The organism is Acidilutibacter cellobiosedens (genome assembly GCF_004103715.1).
In the GTDB taxonomy this organism is placed as follows: domain Bacteria; phylum Bacillota; class Clostridia; order Tissierellales; family Acidilutibacteraceae; genus Acidilutibacter; species Acidilutibacter cellobiosedens.
Genome location: NZ_CP035282.1, coordinates 32,376 through 50,851, shown reverse-complemented (window position 1 = coordinate 50,851; position 18,476 = coordinate 32,376). Strand labels below are relative to the sequence as shown.

19 protein-coding genes and 2 tRNA genes are annotated in these 18,476 nt (G+C 36.7%); all 21 read right to left on the bottom strand.

Annotated features, from left to right (window positions below):
- Nucleotides 1–212 precede the first annotated feature (212 nt).
- Nucleotides 213–1,235, bottom strand: coding sequence for a sensor histidine kinase (locus EQM13_RS00250; RefSeq protein WP_206172759.1), 1,023 nt, complete (start codon nucleotides 1,233–1,235; stop codon nucleotides 213–215).
- Complete coding sequence (locus tag EQM13_RS00245; RefSeq protein ID WP_255417555.1) at nucleotides 1,225–1,896, bottom strand: response regulator transcription factor; 672 nt, start codon at nucleotides 1,894–1,896, stop codon at nucleotides 1,225–1,227. Before EQM13_RS00245 ends, EQM13_RS00250 begins: the two co-directional genes overlap by 11 nt.
- 33 nt (nucleotides 1,897–1,929) lie before the next feature.
- Nucleotides 1,930–3,987 (bottom strand): FtsX-like permease family protein, encoded by a 2,058-nt coding sequence (locus tag EQM13_RS00240; RefSeq protein WP_128751581.1) that lies wholly within the window; start codon nucleotides 3,985–3,987, stop codon nucleotides 1,930–1,932.
- Nucleotides 3,977–4,753, bottom strand: a complete 777-nt coding sequence (locus EQM13_RS00235; protein ID WP_128751580.1) for an ABC transporter ATP-binding protein — start codon at nucleotides 4,751–4,753, stop codon at nucleotides 3,977–3,979. Before EQM13_RS00235 ends, EQM13_RS00240 begins: the two co-directional genes overlap by 11 nt.
- A 521-nt stretch (nucleotides 4,754–5,274) precedes the next feature.
- Nucleotides 5,275–5,363 (bottom strand) — tRNA-Ser (locus EQM13_RS00230).
- A gap of 61 nt (nucleotides 5,364–5,424) precedes the next feature.
- Nucleotides 5,425–5,871: a tRNA adenosine(34) deaminase TadA gene (gene tadA / locus EQM13_RS00225; RefSeq protein ID WP_071140573.1), complete on the bottom strand. Its 447-nt coding sequence runs from the start codon at nucleotides 5,869–5,871 to the stop codon at nucleotides 5,425–5,427.
- Between the two features lie 68 nt (nucleotides 5,872–5,939).
- Nucleotides 5,940–6,016, bottom strand: a tRNA-Arg gene (locus EQM13_RS00220).
- 129 nt (nucleotides 6,017–6,145) lie between these two features.
- The gene (locus EQM13_RS00215) at nucleotides 6,146–6,907 is read right to left on the bottom strand and encodes an SDR family NAD(P)-dependent oxidoreductase (RefSeq protein ID WP_071140572.1); all 762 of its coding nucleotides are present in this window, start codon (nucleotides 6,905–6,907) and stop codon (nucleotides 6,146–6,148) included.
- 439 nt (nucleotides 6,908–7,346) lie between these two features.
- Nucleotides 7,347–8,840, bottom strand: a complete 1,494-nt coding sequence (locus EQM13_RS00210) for a M1 family metallopeptidase (protein WP_128751579.1) — start codon at nucleotides 8,838–8,840, stop codon at nucleotides 7,347–7,349.
- A gap of 67 nt (nucleotides 8,841–8,907) precedes the next feature.
- Nucleotides 8,908–9,429 carry a transcription repressor NadR gene (locus EQM13_RS00205; protein ID WP_071140571.1) on the bottom strand — a complete coding sequence of 174 codons (522 nt, stop codon included), beginning with the start codon at nucleotides 9,427–9,429 and terminating at the stop codon, nucleotides 8,908–8,910.
- A 19-nt stretch (nucleotides 9,430–9,448) separates the two neighbouring features.
- On the bottom strand, nucleotides 9,449–10,426 hold the full coding sequence (locus EQM13_RS00200) for an ATP-binding protein (RefSeq protein WP_071140570.1): 978 nt from the start codon (nucleotides 10,424–10,426) through the stop codon (nucleotides 9,449–9,451).
- Nucleotides 10,427–10,429: 3 nt separating this feature from the next.
- Entirely contained in the window at nucleotides 10,430–11,527 is a 1,098-nt protein-coding gene (locus tag EQM13_RS00195; protein WP_071140569.1) for a DnaD domain protein, read from the bottom strand.
- Nucleotides 11,528–11,592: 65 nt separating this feature from the next.
- Complete coding sequence (locus EQM13_RS00190; protein WP_071140568.1) at nucleotides 11,593–12,177, bottom strand: GNAT family N-acetyltransferase; 585 nt, start codon at nucleotides 12,175–12,177, stop codon at nucleotides 11,593–11,595.
- Between the two features lie 61 nt (nucleotides 12,178–12,238).
- Nucleotides 12,239–13,561 carry a replicative DNA helicase gene (gene dnaB / locus EQM13_RS00185; RefSeq protein ID WP_083381924.1) on the bottom strand — a complete coding sequence of 441 codons (1,323 nt, stop codon included), beginning with the start codon at nucleotides 13,559–13,561 and terminating at the stop codon, nucleotides 12,239–12,241.
- A 27-nt stretch (nucleotides 13,562–13,588) separates the two neighbouring features.
- Nucleotides 13,589–14,035, bottom strand: coding sequence for a 50S ribosomal protein L9 (gene rplI / locus EQM13_RS00180; RefSeq protein ID WP_128751578.1), 447 nt, complete (start codon nucleotides 14,033–14,035; stop codon nucleotides 13,589–13,591).
- Nucleotides 14,032–16,038, bottom strand: coding sequence for a DHH family phosphoesterase (locus EQM13_RS00175; protein ID WP_071140565.1), 2,007 nt, complete (start codon nucleotides 16,036–16,038; stop codon nucleotides 14,032–14,034). Before EQM13_RS00175 ends, rplI begins: the two co-directional genes overlap by 4 nt.
- A gap of 20 nt (nucleotides 16,039–16,058) precedes the next feature.
- Nucleotides 16,059–17,006, bottom strand: a complete 948-nt coding sequence (locus EQM13_RS00170; RefSeq protein ID WP_071140564.1) for a DUF2232 domain-containing protein — start codon at nucleotides 17,004–17,006, stop codon at nucleotides 16,059–16,061.
- Between the two features lie 11 nt (nucleotides 17,007–17,017).
- On the bottom strand, nucleotides 17,018–17,341 hold the full coding sequence (locus EQM13_RS00165) for a MazG-like family protein (protein ID WP_071140647.1): 324 nt from the start codon (nucleotides 17,339–17,341) through the stop codon (nucleotides 17,018–17,020).
- Between the two features lie 128 nt (nucleotides 17,342–17,469).
- Entirely contained in the window at nucleotides 17,470–17,694 is a 225-nt protein-coding gene (rpsR, locus tag EQM13_RS00160) for a 30S ribosomal protein S18 (RefSeq protein WP_071140563.1), read from the bottom strand.
- A gap of 15 nt (nucleotides 17,695–17,709) precedes the next feature.
- Nucleotides 17,710–18,141, bottom strand: coding sequence for a single-stranded DNA-binding protein (locus EQM13_RS00155; RefSeq protein WP_071140562.1), 432 nt, complete (start codon nucleotides 18,139–18,141; stop codon nucleotides 17,710–17,712).
- Between the two features lie 20 nt (nucleotides 18,142–18,161).
- Nucleotides 18,162–18,446, bottom strand: a complete 285-nt coding sequence (gene rpsF, locus EQM13_RS00150; protein ID WP_071140561.1) for a 30S ribosomal protein S6 — start codon at nucleotides 18,444–18,446, stop codon at nucleotides 18,162–18,164.
- Between the last annotated feature and the right edge of the window lie 30 nt (nucleotides 18,447–18,476).

Sequence of the window (18,476 nt, the reverse complement as noted above, 5' to 3'; positions counted from 1 at the left end):
AAAGAAACATCCCGCTTTCTTCTAAAAAAGTAGGGTGCATCTATGAAAAACGAGGGTCTTGGATTTTTCATTCAAAACCCTCGTCAGGCCTCATAAACATTCAAGTCGCCTATGCTTTATGCAGGAAAGCTGTGATTTGCTCTTTAGACGCCTTTTGGTTTCCATATATGTTGCTTTTCCGCAAGTCGAAGAGGGTAGTCTTACCCTTTAATCTAAGAATCAATCGTTGGGAAGAGAACAATCATCTCAAAGCCTTTCTGGGGCTGTGAGCAGACCTCCAGCTCAATTTTCAAAGCTTTTGCCATTTCATTCGCGAGATACAATCCCATGCCGGTTGCCTTTTTTCGGGCTTTACCAGTATCACCGGTAAAGCCTTTTTCAAACAGAAATGGTAAATCCCATGGTTGCACCCCGATTCCATTATCCCTGATGCGAAGAATGACGGACCGTTCAGTTTGTTCTGCGGTTAGATGCAGTTCCGGTACTTCTGTATTTTGCGTATACGTGACGGCATTACTGAGAATCTGATTGATGATGAACAGCAATCCCCGGCGGTCTGAAAGGATAAAGAGCCGGGGCAATTCTTTGGTGATTCGAAAGCCTCGTTCATTCAGCAGCGGTTGGTAGTTCTCCAATGCTTCCTCGCAGCATTCTATAAGGGATAGCGATTCAAACAGATAATCCTTTTGTCTGCTCTTGAGCCTTGCATAGTAGAGCATCTGCTCTACAAATCCCTGCATCTGTGCACGTACATAATCGAGCCGTTGATAGACAGCGAGCGGCAATTCATCTCTGCGGTTGTCCAGCAGAAAGGTCAGAAGGGAAAGCGGCGTTTTGATCTCGTGTGCCCAAGATTCCACATATTCCTCATAGTCATTCACCTGTGTCATCAAAGTCCGGTTCGCTTGCTCATTTTCCCGCAGCAGAACCCCGATGTGATGGACAAGCTCACCGTCCCGCCTGCCCACCAACCGCAACAGGTTCGCTTCGGTAATTTCGTCCGGGTGATTGAGAAACTCCAGAAAAGTTTTTTCGCGCCGTTTTTCCAAACGGCAGGCAAAAAGAAGTGCTATTGAAAACAGCAGCAGCGAACCGAATACAAGCATAAGCCAAAGCCGGTGAAACGCATCGCTGTCTGAAAGCCACAAAGCCAGAGCGTACAGAAGATTAAGCCCCATAGGGAGCAGAAACCAGACAGCATATTTTTTTAATGTATGCAGGAGATTATTCATCATCTATTTTCTCCTCCGCTGTCAGTCGATAGCCAAGTCCGCGCACCGTCTCGATCTGCTGTACCATTTCCAGTTCTTTCATTGTCTTTTTCAGCCGGGTCAAATTCACCTGCAAAGCATTTTCATCAATATATTCGGTTGTTCCCCATAGCGCCATGCAGAGTGTTTCTTTCGTTACAAGCTCATCAGGGTGCGCTAAAAAAGCCGCCAGCAATTTACCCTGATTCTGTGGAAGCACCACAGATTGATCGTGGATATACAGCGTATAGGTCTGGCTATCCAGTAAAAAGTCCTTACCGGGACGCAGATGTCCGCGCCCCTCATACCGGCGCAGCAGATTGGCAGCACGGGCAAGCAGTCGTTCCTTTCGGCAGGGCTTTGTCAGGTATTCATCCGCACCCAAATTCAGCGCATGAAGCTCGTCCTTCATCTGATCACGGGAGGTTAGCACCAACACCGGCAGCATTGCTTTCCGCTTCAGCTCCCGACAAATCTCAAAACCGCTGATTCCGGGTAAATTGATATCCAGTAATACAAGGCCGGGAGCCGCCTGCAGAATATCATCCGTTACATGGCCAAATTCTGCAATACAAACGACTGGGTATCCCTCTTTCTCAAAAATCTCACGCAGTTCCTCCCGCATAAAAGGCTCATCTTCTACAATAACAATCTTCTTTATGGCGGCTCCCTCCTTTCTTTATTCTTCTCGACCTGCTTCCATACGTGTCAGGATATACTTTGAGCTGGCTCGTGTCACAACAAGCATATATCCGTATTCTACCACACAAAGCAGGAAAAGTATCACAAAAGCGATGCGATAGAGCCCAGGGATGTTTTCGGCCAGATCCGGCGGCAGGAATCCGGAGAATAGTGCCCGAACGCCGAACACACTTCCCACTGCTGCAACGACTATTGGCAAAGCAAAAAACCAGCGGATTTGACGATTTGCAGAGAGACAAATCGCCTCATAATGACTGCCCAGTCGTACCAGCGTGCGGTAGCGCCGCCCCGTCTTGCGCTGCTGCGTTAGGAATTGCATGCCAATGACGGTATTCGCGATGATGAGGAAAATGACCGCAAGGTACAGTGTAAGATAGCTGGATGCCACCTGATAAAATAGCTGCCGTCCCATGCTTTGCAGGTAGCTTTCATAGTGAATATCCGTTGCATCCAGCTTGTGGTTAATCTGCTGAATGGCTTGCATCCTCCCGTTCTCCTGCACAAACCCGGGAGACAAGGTCGCATCCCAGTAGTGGGTGTACCTTTCCTCTGCCAATCGGTCAAAGGTCTCATCCGGAACGATGAGGGCAAAGTAAAGCGTTATCGCGCGGTCTGTTACAGGATTTCTGGTCTGTATGGTACCTGTTAATTGGAGGCGCTCTCCATTTGCTACTATTTCCGGCTCCTGCGAAAGGACATGGTTTATCAGTTCCGCTTTTTCTCTGTTGGTAAAAGAATCGTAGCCATAAAGAGCTGCCTGATTGTTATTCAGTGTGATTGGAGGCTCGCCTGCCGCCGCCAAAAGCTGATTATAGCCCGAAAGAGAGATAACATACGGATTGTCAATATTGCTGTACGCATTTAAAAGATCTGACCTTGCAGAAGAATCTGCCTGCTGCTCGATCAGTTCCAGCATCTCATCCATATGAATTGCTTCTGCCGGATCGTTACTCTCACTGCGCATTTGTCCAATTCTCATATCAAAAACAGATGCAAAGTACTCCTCCAATCCAGCGCTTTTCAGCTTTTCCGGAAGTTCCGATGGATTTTCTGAATTTTGAAAGGTGTAATCCAGCGTATGGGTATCGTTGCTACCGTAATACAAGGTCATGGAAGCACCGTACCCGAAGCAGCAAAGTGCTGCAAGAATTAAAAGAGAGCTGACCGCAAGGGAAAGCGGCTGACCAATTACATTCTCCTGAAGTTGGCGGAACGTGAACACTCCCAGCCCGGATTTGCCACTCTGGCGCTGTGCCAACATGCCCAGTACCGTTCGCAGGCCATAGAAAAGCAACAGCGTTCCTGCGATTCCAAACGCTAAAGTTATTCCCATAACAGCCAACGAATACCATGCTTCGCCGCTGATTGCCAGCAGGTAGGCCGCCGCCAAAAGCAGCACACCCAAAGCCAGCGCAATTCGATACAGGACTGCCGGACGCTGCCTTTTTGCGCCTTCCGGGGTGGGAGAAAGCAGAGCGCCAATCTCTTTGGATGCAAATTTGCCGCTGAGCAGAAGAAATGCAGCCAACTTAATGAGCACAAACCCCGCTATCGTCCAAAAAATAGCTGAGAGAGAAACGGCGGACTGGTGTCCCAGAATCCCCATGCCCACCGCCCGCGCAGTAACAAGGCTTATAACCTCAGAAAGAAGTATCGCCACCGGGATACCGACGACTATGGATACAAGGCTGCTCCACAGATCTTCAGCCAGCAGCATCGTGAACAGCTTGGTACGGCGCATCCCCATCATCAGGTACATGCCAAGCTCATGGCTTCGGCGTTCCAGCTGGTACCTGCTTGCAAAATAAATGAGGAAGAAAAGAATGAACAGCGTTACAGCATAAAAGGCGGGAATTAAGCTTAAAAGCCTATCCACAGCACCGCTCTCCATCTCCCGGAGAAAACCCATAATGTCCTGATTCGGCAGCGAGAGGATGATGTAAAAGGCCACGATAGCTGCTAAGAGCGAAAAGAAAAAAAGCCCGTTTTCCCGCCGGTTACGTTTGCTGTTGCGGCGTACCAGGTTAAAGAACATTTGCGCTCCCTCCCCCCAGTTGTGCCATGACTGCAAGGATGCGCTCGTAAAACTGCTCCCGTGTCTCATTCGGTACTTTTCTGCGCAGTTCATGAAAAATGACGCCGTCCTGAATAAACAGAATCCGGCTGCAGTAGCTTGCCGCGTTGGAGTCGTGTGTAACCATTAGAATCGTGGTCTGCTGCATTCGGTTGAGGCCGGCCAGCTTTTCCATCAAAACACGAGCATTTTTGGTGTCCAGTGCGCCGGTGGGTTCGTCTGCCAGAATGATTTGGGGATTCAGAATCAGCGCCCGGGCCGCAGCCACTCGCTGTTTTTGGCCTCCGGACATCTGAGAGGGAAATTTATTCATTACACCGGTGATTTCGAGATATTCCGCGAGCTCCCGCAGGCGCTTATTTCCCTCTTTTTCAGTCACACCATGGATGCCGAGAGGCAAAAGGATATTCTCCTGACCTGTAAGATTGTCCAGCAACTCAAAGTTCTGAAATAAATATCCGATTTCTTTTCCTCGGTAATCTGCCAGCTTACTGCCTTTGAGCGCACTAACTTCCACACCGTCCATCAAAATATGTCCCGCCGTAGGGCGAATGACTGTGGCGATACAGTTGAGCAGTGTGGATTTTCCCGATCCGCTGGCACCCATAATGCCAAGGTATTCACCGGGCATCACCGTAAATGAGATGCCGTCCAGAGCTTTTGTTTGATTTTCCTGTCTGCCATAATATTTTCGCAGAGATTCGATCTCCAGAATTGCCTGTTTCATAAAAACAACCTCCTTTGCTTTTGATTTTATTATAACGGAGCAAGACGATGAAAAACACTTACATTGCATGTAAGGTTTTGGGGGCTCAATAAATGACGGGCGGCTGAATCGTAAATTAAGCGTGAACATTTCCTAAATGAATCGGCCATTATATAGGAAACGATTGTTTTGTGTTTCCGTTTTGAATGTTTTTTATAGGAATGTGTGCTAATCTCAACGCAAAATACATGGTTTGCAATTCATCTTCGTGGGGTAATCCTTTTTCTTAAATTTTGAGCGCAAAGAACGGTTGTGTTTTTCTATAACCAAGAACACATCTATTTAAAGTTACCTATCAGATATATGAGCTTTATTTGTTTTCCGGACTGATTCCCGCCAAAAACGAGAAACACCCCGCTTTCTTGTTAAAAAGCAGGGTGCATCTATGAAAAACGAGGGTCTTGAATTTTTCATTCAAAACCCTCGTCAGGCCGCATAAACACTGGCTTTTTCAGCCCTGCATCTATTTTGACCTAATCTTCTGGCGGAGAAGGTGGGATTCGAACCCACGTGTCCTTGCGGACAACCGCATTTCGAGTGCGGCTCGTTACAACCGCTTCGATACTTCTCCCTATTTACTATATCCTACATATTACTATTTTCCATCTGCAAAACCAAGAATAAAAATAAGTCTATTTTCTTAATTCATGAAAAAATTTTTTTATTATATCTGAACATTCTTTCTCTAATACTCCAAAGCTTACATTTACATTATGGTTAAACTTTTCATTATTGGTTAGATCAATTAAAGTTCCGCAGGCTCCCATTTTAGGATCTCTTGTTCCTATTACCAGTCTATCAATTCTTGAGTTCAAAATTGCTCCTATACACATAGGACAAGGTTCTAAGGTTACATACATAATACATCCTGAAAGCCTCCATCCCCCTAAATATTTACTTGCGCCTCTTATAGCTATAATTTCTGCATGATCAGTAGGATCCTTTAATGTCTCCTTCATATTACATCCATTGGATATAACTTTTTCGTTATGAACTATAACAGCTCCCACAGGAACTTCTCCAATGCTATATGCCTTACGTGCCTCTTCTAATGCCAATCTCATAAAAAACTCATCCATATTAAATCACCTAAGCAAAAATCATCGCATCATATATATCAATGATGCGATAACTGTAATAAGCATCTTGGTGCACCCGAGAGGAATCGAACCCCCGGCACACGCCTTAGGAGGGCGTTGCTCTATCCTACTGAGCTACGGGTGCAGGTTAATTCAACAATTATATATTTTATACTATTTTATAAAAAAAGTCAATTTCTTATTTTCCCTGACAGAGTTTTAGTATATCTATGTTATATATCTTATTCATGACAGCTTGTTTGCTTATTCTCCTTTACTTTTTGTTATTTTCTGCAGCATACTTAGCCGTCATTTTACTCATAAGTTTACCCATCTTAATGGGGAACAAATAGCAGACTAATGTCTGTACCTTTTGCCCAAAGCTATGACAGATAACAAAAGACTTATTTTGTATATGCCTTGCAAGTCCAGTTCCAACTTTCTCAGGATCAGCCATAAACTCTTTAGGAACGGGCAAAGGTCCTGCGGATTTAGTTCTAGTAAGAGGTGGATGGAAGATATGAAAACTGATGCCGTAATCTTGATATTCAATGTTAAGACACTTAGCAAGTGATTCAATCGCCCCTTTGCTCGAAGCATAAGGACTGATATTGACAAAACCCATCACACCGACTCCAGAACTGGTAAATATAACCCTTCCACTTCTTTGGTCCTTCATGTATGGTAAAACCATCTGTGATAAATGAAGCGCACCAAAATAATTGACGTCTATTACATCATGATACGTTTTTTCTTCGGTTTGCTCCATACCTGCAAACGTACACAGACAAGCGTTATGTATCGCACAATCAATGCTCCCATATTTTTTTACACTTTCACTCACACACTCTTTCATTTGTCTTAAATCCCGAACATCACAAACTTTTGCAGAAAGAGAACTATACTTTTTACACAATTCACTAAGATTGTCGATATTTAAATCCAAAACCGTTACATTATAACCTTCTAGTAAAAGTTGCCTCACTAAATAATATCCAATACCATCCGCTGCACCTGTAATTACAATATTTTTCATAGAGAATCTTTCCTCCTGTCCGTGGAAATATGGTATTCCTCTTCCTGTTCGTGATGCTGTTACTTTTACACTGTAAATCATCATCGCAACTCAACCAGCAATACGCAGCGGTGATGGTTTCAACCGTTCATTTATGGCGATTTCATTATACCACATTTCCATAAAGTATGCCACTGTCGGATAAAGTCTCTGCAACTTATAAATTAAAATTTGTTGTAACAAAAAATAATGTTTCTTTATATAATGTATTAGGTAAATCCAAAATACGATTTGTATAAGGAGGGTTATATATTATGGCAGATACAACGGGAGGCTGGGGCGACGATTCCAGTTTGTTATTTTTCTTTCTTCTTTTAGTTGTCCTCTTTGGCGGTGTTGGATGTGGCAACTGGGGTGGCGGAAGATAGTAGACTTAAAAGTGGAGGAAAATACCTCCACTTTAATCTATTCCATAAAGCCATAAATTCATTCTCGGGGTAAAATCATCTCCTGTAACATCTTCGCATACTCTTTTAAAGTTCTCGGTAGTTGCATTTAAATATTTGAACTCCTCATAATATCTATTTAAAATGCGATAAAGGGCCTTTTCTCCATAGTCTTTTCTTATACTGTCAATAAATAAAGCTCCTTTTGTATACACCAAAGATCCGTAGTCATCCCAATCTTTAAATTTGCTTAATGGTTTCACTACTGTTTCATCAAACTTAAGAGCGTCTTTCATATGTTCATAGTTTATCTTCAAAATGTCCATATATCTATCTCTTTCTTTTTCTCCGTATGTCTCTCCTATATATATACTTTCCGAATAAGTGGCAAGAGATTCATCTAACCACGCCTCATCTATCTCATTGTTTCCAACCAATCCATACCACCATTGATGAGCTGTTTCATGGACTATTACATTTTCAAGGGCAGGAAGATAATCATTATCATAATAATCTTCTCCTATCATTATAAATTCAGGATATTCCATTCCTCCTGAAAAGTCCGATGCAACAATAGAAAAATTGCTGTAGGGGTACTTACCGAATACCTTACTAAATAAAGTTAATGCTTTCTGTCCTGTGTCAAGAATATATTCATTTATTTCATCATCATCGGTAAAAGAATAAGAACTCATTAAGATACCGTCTACATTTCTCTTCCTTACGATATAATCATTGCTTATGGAAAAAGCAAAATCTCTTATTAAATTTCCTTCTATTTCAAAAACTTTTTTGTTTCCCCTTTTCTTTTCTTTAACAATCTTGCCACTGGTAGCAACAATTATATCTTCAGGAACAGTGATATTTACCACATAGTTAGAAACACAGCTGTAAAAAGGGTCTCCAATGCTATAATATGGTTCAGTATTCCACCCACTTTCATCATATACAGCAAGTATAGGATACCAATTCCCAAAATTAATACTTTTATTTCCATAGCCGAACCTATCTTCTGTTCTCGGTATTTTGCCTTCAAATTCCAAATATATATTTGCTTTTTCACTTTCTTTTAAAAAATGCTGAAGTTTTACTTTAAGAACAGTGTCTTTGTCCCCCTCTATAATAAACTCAGCTTCTTTCCCATCAACCTCAATTTTTTTTAAATTAATATATCCAGGATCAAAATCTCTTTCCAACATATATCCATTTAATAAAGGAGCTGTTTTTTTATCCTTAAAAGCATTGGGATATATATGAAAAAACAGCTCCTTTAAAACATTTTGTGTATTATTAGTATAACTGACCCATTCCTTACCATAATACATCTTCTCTTGAGTATTTATCTCTACTTCTATTTTATAGTTGTTTACACTCTCTTTATCAATTCCATCATAATTACTTACAATAATATTAGGATAATCATTTTCTTCAGTCTTTATAACGCCTAAAAAGGCAAAGGATACAATAATTACTATGATTACAAAAAGCAACCATCTTTTTCTATTCACATTTATCACCCCAATATTATTGTATTCCCAGATTATATAAAAAAATTATTATTTGTCTATTATTTATTTAAAAATTTATCAAATATTTTTTTTCTTTAAGAGCATTTACGATGTTTTTAAAACTATCTTCATTTTTTACTTCAATGGAATGGATATGTATTCCTTCCGTAAGCAAAGACAAAGGTTCTGCATTACTCTGTTTCACATTTTTCATAAAATTTTTTACATCCAATCTGGAGGAAATTAAAAGGAGACCTTTTATCTCTCCATATATAGGGTGTTCAACTATTACATCAATTACCTTTCCTCCCATATCAACTATAGTATTCAATTCGTCTTCCATTTCTTCTCCTCCCGAATGTTTACATACTATAGTTTTTACAATCGTATCAGTCTTTACTGAATCAGGAATTATATATCCTTGTGGTGTAGCGATAATGTTATCTCCTTTTGCTCTTAAAATTGCAATATCTTGTACTATTACTTGCCTTGACACTTTAAATTCAGCTGCAAGCCCTATTCCTTTTATAGGCTTTTTGCTCTGCTTAAGTATATTTAATATTTTTTCTCTTCTTTCATTAGAATCCATAAGAAACTCCTCTTTCTTATTATTGTTCCCATCTCAAATCAGGTCCATAAAATTTGAGAGGGGCAAATTTCTCAAATATTCTTGAAAATATCCTGTCGGTATAAATCTCTGAAATTTCCCTTGGAGTTAAATTTGTAGAAATAATTGTTTTCTTTCTTTCTATAAGCCTGGTATTTACAATATTAAATATTTCTGCATTAGTAAAGGTATTTGAAACTTCCGTTCCCAGATCATCAATAATCAGCAGATCCGTATCAAATAAGGAATTATAATTCGAATCATCCCCTTCATTTCTCCTGAATTTATGGTCTTCAATTATTTCCATTATCTTGAAAGCCGTTTGATATATTACAATTTTATTCTTATCCAAGAGGGATTTAGCAATACAATTGCACATAAAAGTCTTGCCCAATCCTGTAGTCCCATAGAAGAGAAGATTCTCATCATTTTTTATATCAAAATTACTTACAAAACTCTCGCATATGCTTAAAATATCCATCATATTATCTCTTGGTGTTAATTTTTCTTCTTCAAAGGGATCATTTGAAAAAATGTCAATCTTAAAAGTCTGAAAATTTTCTTTTTCAAGTACAGCTTCTATATTGGACATTTTATATGCCTTGTTAATCAAAGATTGCCTTAAACAGCTGCATTTCTTTCCATCAGGAAGGTATCCTGTGTCTTTACATTTATCACATTCATATTTAACTTCAATATAATCCGCAGGAATATTATTTTCTGTTAAAAGAACTGCTTTTCTCATTTTCAGTTTTTCTAATCTCTCTCTGATTTTCTTTGCATTACTTTTATAGCTTTCAGGATTTTCAAGTATTGACTTTGAAATTAAAATACCTGTTTGTGATATTTCTTTATCTATTTCCTTAACTTCAGGTATTTTTTTGTATACCTCCCTCTGCCTTAATTTTTGCTCCAACGTAGCCTTATCCCTTTTTATTTCAAATTCTTTCAAAACTTCTCTTATTAACTGATTATTCATAAGCTAATCCCCTTTGGATTTTAAATAATATCCTTCTCTCTTTTTCCTCGCCATTTCTTCCAATTGTTTGGCTGTGTACTTATCGCTTCTCTGTTCAAAGTTATGAAATCTGGTTTTTGTTACCTTATAATCTTTTTGCTTTTGATAATCCCTTTTATATTCTTTCTTCTCAGCAGGTTTATCCTTCTTTTCAATATCCTCGACAGTCTTTATCCCTTTTGAATGCCATGAAGAAAGTATTCCCTGAATATAATTAACTGACGGATTAGTGGTTTTGCTGGAATTTTCACATGCCTTTAAAATCATTTCCATGGTAAAATGATACTCATCAAACCACCTGTCAACAACTTTTCTTTCTCCGTCTGTAATTACTCTTCCGACCACTCCCAAAGATTTAAGAACTTTCTCATAGGCATACATTCTTTCTCCTTTTTTTTCTAAATAATTCATCAGGGATTCTACATTTATTACGCCCATACTGCTCCATTTTTTAATAATCCTTTCTACTCCGTATATGTTTTTATTTCCTTTTATCTCAACGGAGTAAAAAAATGCCTTTACCACAATATCCGGATTTAAATTATAGTTATACATCCAATCCAATATCTTTCTTTTTTCTTCAGGAAACAATGGTCTCCTAAATACATACTCTATTTCTTTAAACATATTTTGAATAATAGGAGATGTATTAGCTTCCAGTATATCCTTAACGCCGCAGGAATAATAATCTGCCCTCTTATTTTCAACGGACGAAACGGTAATTTGAGTATAATTATTTTTTATATATAATTCCTTTAGATTTAAAAATTTTACCTTATAATTGTATTTATCCTCTTCATCAGCTTTTATCTTTTCAATAATACCTTTTTCTTCCCAGAAATCCCACGCTCTTAATACATCTGCCAACGGGATATCTAAATGTTTAGCAATGGTTTCATTATTAACCTCGATATTTTCATCCTTATCATAAGCACACTTATATCCTAAAATATATACTTTTACACAAGTTCCATCGGCCATAGGCATGAAATTATTAATAAATATATTTTCAATTGGAGTATCTCCCAGATCCATCTCTTCAGGTTTAAGAAAAAAGTCCATATTAATTCCACCTTATTTTTATATTCTTGCCATGTTCTATAATAACTTTCACTTAATAAACTTTTCTATTTAATAATTTTTTTGTCTACCTTCATCTTATATATATAATTATATATTTTTTTGTTCTTAATAACAAAGGAATCTTTCTCTTCTAAATAATAAGGATTGTTTAGATCTAAAAGCTGATTGTCATATATTTTTAAATATTCATTGCAAACTACAAACCCACATTTTTCATAACATCTTTTAGCTCTCTTGTTAAATTTTGCTACTTTCAGAAAAAGTATCCTCATATTTAAATTTATAAAATAATATTTCAAAAATGCCTTTATAGCCTCTGTTCCGTATCCTTGATTCATATAATTCGGATCAAAGGCTACCCCTAATGTTGATTCTTTCATTATATTTCTTATATTTTTAATACCTAAATATCCAATGAAATTATCCTCTTCATTATATACAGAAAAATATTTTTTTGATTTAAAAGATGTCTTAAATCTATACCATTCTATTAATTCATCATTATTCATTGCAGAAAAATTATAATCGTTGAAAAGAGGATTTTTATGAATTCCCCATTTCGACATAAGCATTACATCTTCTAATGTAAGATGATATATCTTTATCCTTTCTCCCGATGCTATCTCCATACTCTTCCCCATCCTCTTTAAAGAAATTACTTCGAAAAAATCTCGAAGTAATTATTATAAATTATTCTCTAAATTTCTCCATATTTAAAAACTTAGTGTATTGGCCCATCCAAACCAGTTCCACTGATCCTGTAGGCCCATTTCTATGTTTTGAAATTATTATTTCACCTGTATTCTTCTTTTCAGTATCCGGATTATAATATTCATCTCTGTATAAGAACAGTACTATATCCGCATCCTGCTCAATAGCACCGGATTCTCTCAGGTCAGAGAGCATAGGTTTATGATCTGCCCTTAACTCAGGAGCACGGGATAATTGAGAAAGAGCTAATACCGGACATTCCATTTCCTTTGCAAGAGCTTTAAGGCCTCTGGATATAGCTGATATTTCCTGCTGTCTGCTTTCATGATAGCCATCTGCCTGCATAAGTTGAAGATAATCTATTATTATTAAATCCAATCCTTTCTCAATTTTTAGTTTTCTGCATTTTGCTTTCATTTCCATTAAAGAAATCCCTGCTGTATCGTCAATATATATCTTAGTCTGGGAAAGGGGGCCCATGGATTCAATTATTTTCATCCATTCCTCTTCATTTAGATTACCGCTGATAATATTCTGCAAATTCACATGGGAAGCTGAGCTAAGCATTCTCTGAACCAACTGCTCCTTTGACATTTCAAGGCTAAATATTGCTACATTAGCATCTCCCTTTAAAGCACTGTTCAAACCGATATTCAAACCTAAAGCGGTTTTCCCCATAGACGGTCTGGCAGCCAAAAGTATTAAATCAGATTTCTGCAATCCTGAGAGCTTATTATCCAAATCCGTAAATCCTGTAGTAAGACCTGTTAATCCCCCTTCTTTTGAAGCCATCTCTTCAATCCTTGAAAAGCTTTCAAGCAAAACTTCTTTTATGGGCAAAACCCCCTTCCTGTTTCGCCCTTGGGTAATATCGAATATACTTTTTTCTGCCATTTCAATAATTCTATTTACTTCTTCGCTGTCTTCAAAACTTTTAGTCATTATTTCATCGCAAGATTTTATGAGACGCCTTAATACAGATTTCTCCTCAACTATTTTGCAATAATATTTTGTATTTGCAGTAGTTGAAATTCCATTTGAAAGATTGGAGAGATACGTCAGCCCTCCTACATTTTCTAAGGTATTTCTTCTTTTTAATTCTTCTGAAAGGGTAATCAGATCTACCGGTTCGTTCCGATTATATAATTCAATTATTGTCTCAAATATTTCCTTATTCGCTTCTTTATAAAAGTCTTCAGCCTTAATATTTTCAATAGCCGTATTTATTGCTTCTTTGTCTATAATCATGGCTCCCAGTATAGACTGCTCCGATTCCAAGCTATGAGGAGGTATTTTCCCCAATATTTGAGTTTCTATTTTGTATCACCTCTACTCTTCCTCAACTTTTATCTTTATAATTGCCGAAACATCCTGATGTATTTTCACTTCCACTGTAGTTGCTCCAATGGATTTAATATTATCTTGAAGAACAATTTTTCTCTTATCTAAATCTATATTGTATTTACTTTTAAGTACTTCCGCTATATCTTTTGAAGTAATTGAACCAAAAAGCTTCCCGCCTTCTCCGGCTTTCCTCTTTATTTCAATATCTACTTTTTCAATAGTCTCCTTCAATTTTAACGCTTTTTCGTATTCAGCTTTTTTCTTATTTTCTTCCGATTTCTTCTTATCCTTTAAAACTTTTAAATTACCTTCTGTTGCCTCTATAACTAAATTCTTGGGAAAAAGAAAGTTTCTCACATATCCATCTTTAGCATTTACCAAATCTCCTTTTTTACCTAATCCTTTTACATCTTCAAGCAATATTACTTTCATTCATCTTCACCCTCCCTTAAATATTCATCTAAATTCTTTTTAAGCAATATTTCTGCGTCATCAATAGTGGTATTTTCCAGCTGAGCACCTGCACTAGTCAAATGTCCCCCTCCTCCTAATTTCTCCAAAATAAGCTGTACGCTTATCTCTCCTGTAGATCTACCGCTTATATGAACTTTTCCACTACTTAAAGTCAAAACAAAGGAAGCTACTATTCCATTTATATTTAAAAGGTCATTTGCAGCTTGAGCTGCTATCAGTAAAGAATCCTCCGTTTCTTTCGGGAATCTTGATATTGCTATCTTTCCATGAATTATAACTGCATCTCTTATCACTTCGGCTTTACAAACATAAGTGTCAAAATCATCTTTAAATAATTTTCTTACACTTGTAGTGTCGGCTCCTGCTCTCTTCAAAAAAGAAGCAGCTTCGAAAGTTCTGACACCGGTTTGGAAAGTGAAATTTTTAGTATCAACACTTATTCCCGCCAAGAGGGAATCAGCCTCAAATCTGGTAAGTTCCAATTTGTCAGACATATAATAAAGTATTTCCGTTACAAGTTCACATGTAGAGGAAGCGTAAGGTTCTAAATACATTAATACCGGATCTTTTATAAATTCTTCTCCTCTCCTATGATGATCTATGAGAACTGCCTTTTCAATAATATTAAGCAAATCCGGGTCTTCAGTATAGCTGGGTCTGTGATTATCGACTACTATCAATATTGAAGACTTATCTGCAATGTTATTTGCCTCTTCCGGTGTGATTATCTGATCTAAATATTCAGGCTGTTCTTCTCTCATTCTATCATATAAATTTTTAATAGAAGGATTAATTCCTCTGAGAACCATGTAAGCCTTTTTATTTCTGTTTTTAGCAACTCTCAATATGCCAATGCTTGCTCCGAAAGAATCCATATCAGCAATTTTATGTCCCATAACAAATACCTTTTCCGACTGATCGATTAATTGTCTTAAAGCATGGGATATAACCCTGGCTTTAACCTTATTTCTCTTCTCTACGGCTTGAGTTTTACCTCCATAGAAATTAAACCTGCTTGGTCTCTTAACAACGGCTTGGTCTCCACCTCTACCGAGAGCAATATCTATGGCTGCCCTGGCATATTCATAGGTTTGAAATGGATTCTCTCCATTCACTCCCACTCCTATACTTAATGTTACCGGAATTTTATTTCCCATATTTATCTCTCTGATTTGATCTAATATATCGAACTTTTTTAATTCCGAGGATTCCAAATATCTGTTTTCAAGTATTATTATATATTTATCATTTTCGTATTTCCTTACACAGCCATTAATCCTGATCATGAATTCATTTATTCGTTTATCTATCTCAGCAAAGACCAAGGGCCTGTTTCCCTCATCGGTGTTGTTTCTTACCTCATCATAGTTATCTACCTGAATAATTCCCAAACACATTTTTTCATCAATATATTTATGCCTAAGGATTGAAAAAGCTGTATTGTCAATCCAATAAAGCATTATTATAGCGTCTTTAGCCGTCGTCGTTTTCTTTAAATTTACAATGTTGTAATAAACCTTATAATATCTATCCCTGAAAGATATCTCAATAGGAGATAAATCCTTTTTCTCGTGTATATAATCTATTTTAAATCCAGGAATGATTAACTCCAAATTCTTATTTAAGATATCCTTGTCTTCAACCATATCAAGGAACTGAGTATTATACCAGTTAATAGTTCCATCTATTTCCACAATAGTCAGAGGAATCGGCATATTAAATATTGCATGTTTAGTAGCAGAGTCAAGTTCCTCAGTTAAGCTTTCTATATATTTTGTCCATTCTTCTTTTTTAATATGGACATTTCTCCAATAATAGAAAATTAAATATCCCAGAAGAATTACCCCTAAAAATGCAATTATGGGTTCATAAAATGATAATATAACTAAAAGCACTCCTATTATCCAAAGATATACCTTTGTATCCGGAGCAATAAGATCTAAAATTTTTTTATTTTTCATATATATCCTCCTATAAAAAATTAAACCCGCCCCTTTATTTTTCTAAAATCAAATATTACGTCCAATAACCCTATTGTAGAAACTATTATACTTAAAGGAAGACTTAATATAATTAAAAATATAAATATGATTTTCCCAAGTTTACCCATTCTAATTTTTCCGATAAAAAAGCTCACAACAGCCAATCCTTCTATAAAGAATAAAAAGAATAATAATACTAAGATATTTATAAATATAGTTTCGTAATAAAAAATTTTAATTATTTTTAACAAAAATACCCCTATAAATATTGTCGATATTCCTAAAATCACATTGTTCGGTAATCTAAAATAAGAAAATTGAGGAACGGAAAAAACTCCATGGCCAAATTTTCTTAAAATTACCACAGATATCAGATAATCAACGTAAGCAAGAATCGAAGATATAATTATTACTATAGAAGGCATTATAAGGGTCATATATTCAAATGTATTTTTTAAAAGATCTTCGGCTCCGTATATTTCTGTAGAAGACATTCCCGTATCTTTAAGCATTTCTATTTGAGCTTTTAAGATCTGAGAAAACATCTGTTCCAACTGATTCATTAAGCTTGTTCCCGACACTTTCCCCAAAAGTTCTATAGCAAATAAATTTGAAATTAAAGAAATCAAAGCTGCTATAAGGATTGTCTCATTAGCGGATTTTCTTTGTTTAATATAATATGTTATAAAAATGCTTACCGGTGCAAAAACAGCAAATACTAAAATCCCCGTATATATATCCATTAACGCTCCTATTAAAACACAGGAGGACAGTAAGCCAATAATGTTGTATCTTAATCCTTTTTTAGCACCTAAAACTATAAAGGGTATGGGATAAAAAATGGATATAACCGGAAGATAATATAATCCTAAAAACATATACAAAGCCATTAAAGCGGCTACAACTATGACTTCCATAAAAAGTACCAAGTTCTTTTTAAATATCAAATTATTCACTCCTATTCTTTTCTCAGCCTAAAGTTTTCTATAAGCTCGCTGAAATCTCCATACCATTTTTCAATCTTATGATTCTCCACTAAACCCAATTTTAGTTTATTTTCAACTTTTAAATCAATGTTTTCATAACTTATTCCAAGCCTTTTCCCTAATAAATAAGAAATTAATATAATATTTGAAATCAAATCTGAAGCATCTTCTTTAACATTTTCTCCTCCTTTAGACATCAATTCATAAAGAGATGCTATACTCATTAAAAGCTCGCTTTTAAGCCATTCTATTGTTTTTAAATTTTTAGTGATATTTATATCCTTATCATTAATCATATCCCCGCCATCCTTATTTAAAATTCTATATGTAAATAAAAATTCCTTTAATAAAATAAGTCTTACTAAAATAATACAAAGTAATGAGTTCAATGTCAAACAAAAAAAGAGAGGACATATTCCTCTCATTAATCTGCATTATATGGTAACAAAGCTACTTGCCTTGCCATCTTTATAGCCTTTGTCAACTGTCTTTGATGTTTGGCACAATTACCGGTAATTCTCCTCGGAAGTATCTTTCCTCTTTCAGTTATATATTTTTTAAGTTTATTTATATCCTTATAGTCAATATGATCAACTTTGTCCGCACAAAAACTGCAAACTCTCTTTCTCGTTTTATATCTTTTCTGCATAACTCTCCCCTCCTTTTAGAATGGAATATTATCGTCATCTACAGGATGAAAGCCTTCAATGTCTGGGAAATCTGAACTGTTACTGCTGAAATTTGAACCTTTATTATCGCCCCATTCTAAAAATTGAACTCTATCTGCCACTACTTCTGTCACATATCTTCTTTGACCATCTTTTCCCTCATAGCTTCTGCTCTGAATTCTTCCTTGAATAGCAACAAGTTTTCCCTTGGATAAGTAGTTAGCACAATTTTCTGCTTGTTTTCCCCATACAACTATATTTATAAAATCAGCCGTGGCAGCTCCCTTCGATTCCATTTCTTGTTTTTTTTCTTTCGATAGCTGTTTGTCTACAGCCAAACTAAATGTAGATACAGGAGTTCCGCTTGCAGGGAGAAACCTTAATTCTGGGTCTCTGGTCAATCTTCCAATCAAAATAACACTATTCAAATAAAACACCACCCTTGGCTTTATTCATCTTCTTTAATAATCATATGTCTCATTATATCATCAGAAATTTTAGCTATCCTGTCCATTTCCTTCACAACTTCCGGTGTCGATTCAAAGTTGATAATTATATAATATCCTTCAATATAATCATTTATTTCATAAGCAAGCTTTCTTATTCCCCATTCGTCAACTTTTAGGATGCTTCCTTCTCCTTCAATTATCCCTTTAAATCTTTCAAGTAGTTGATTTCTCTTTTCTTCTTCCATATCTGGAACAAAGATAAGGACTGCTTCATATTTTCTCATATATTTCACCTCCTTCTGGACTAACGGCTC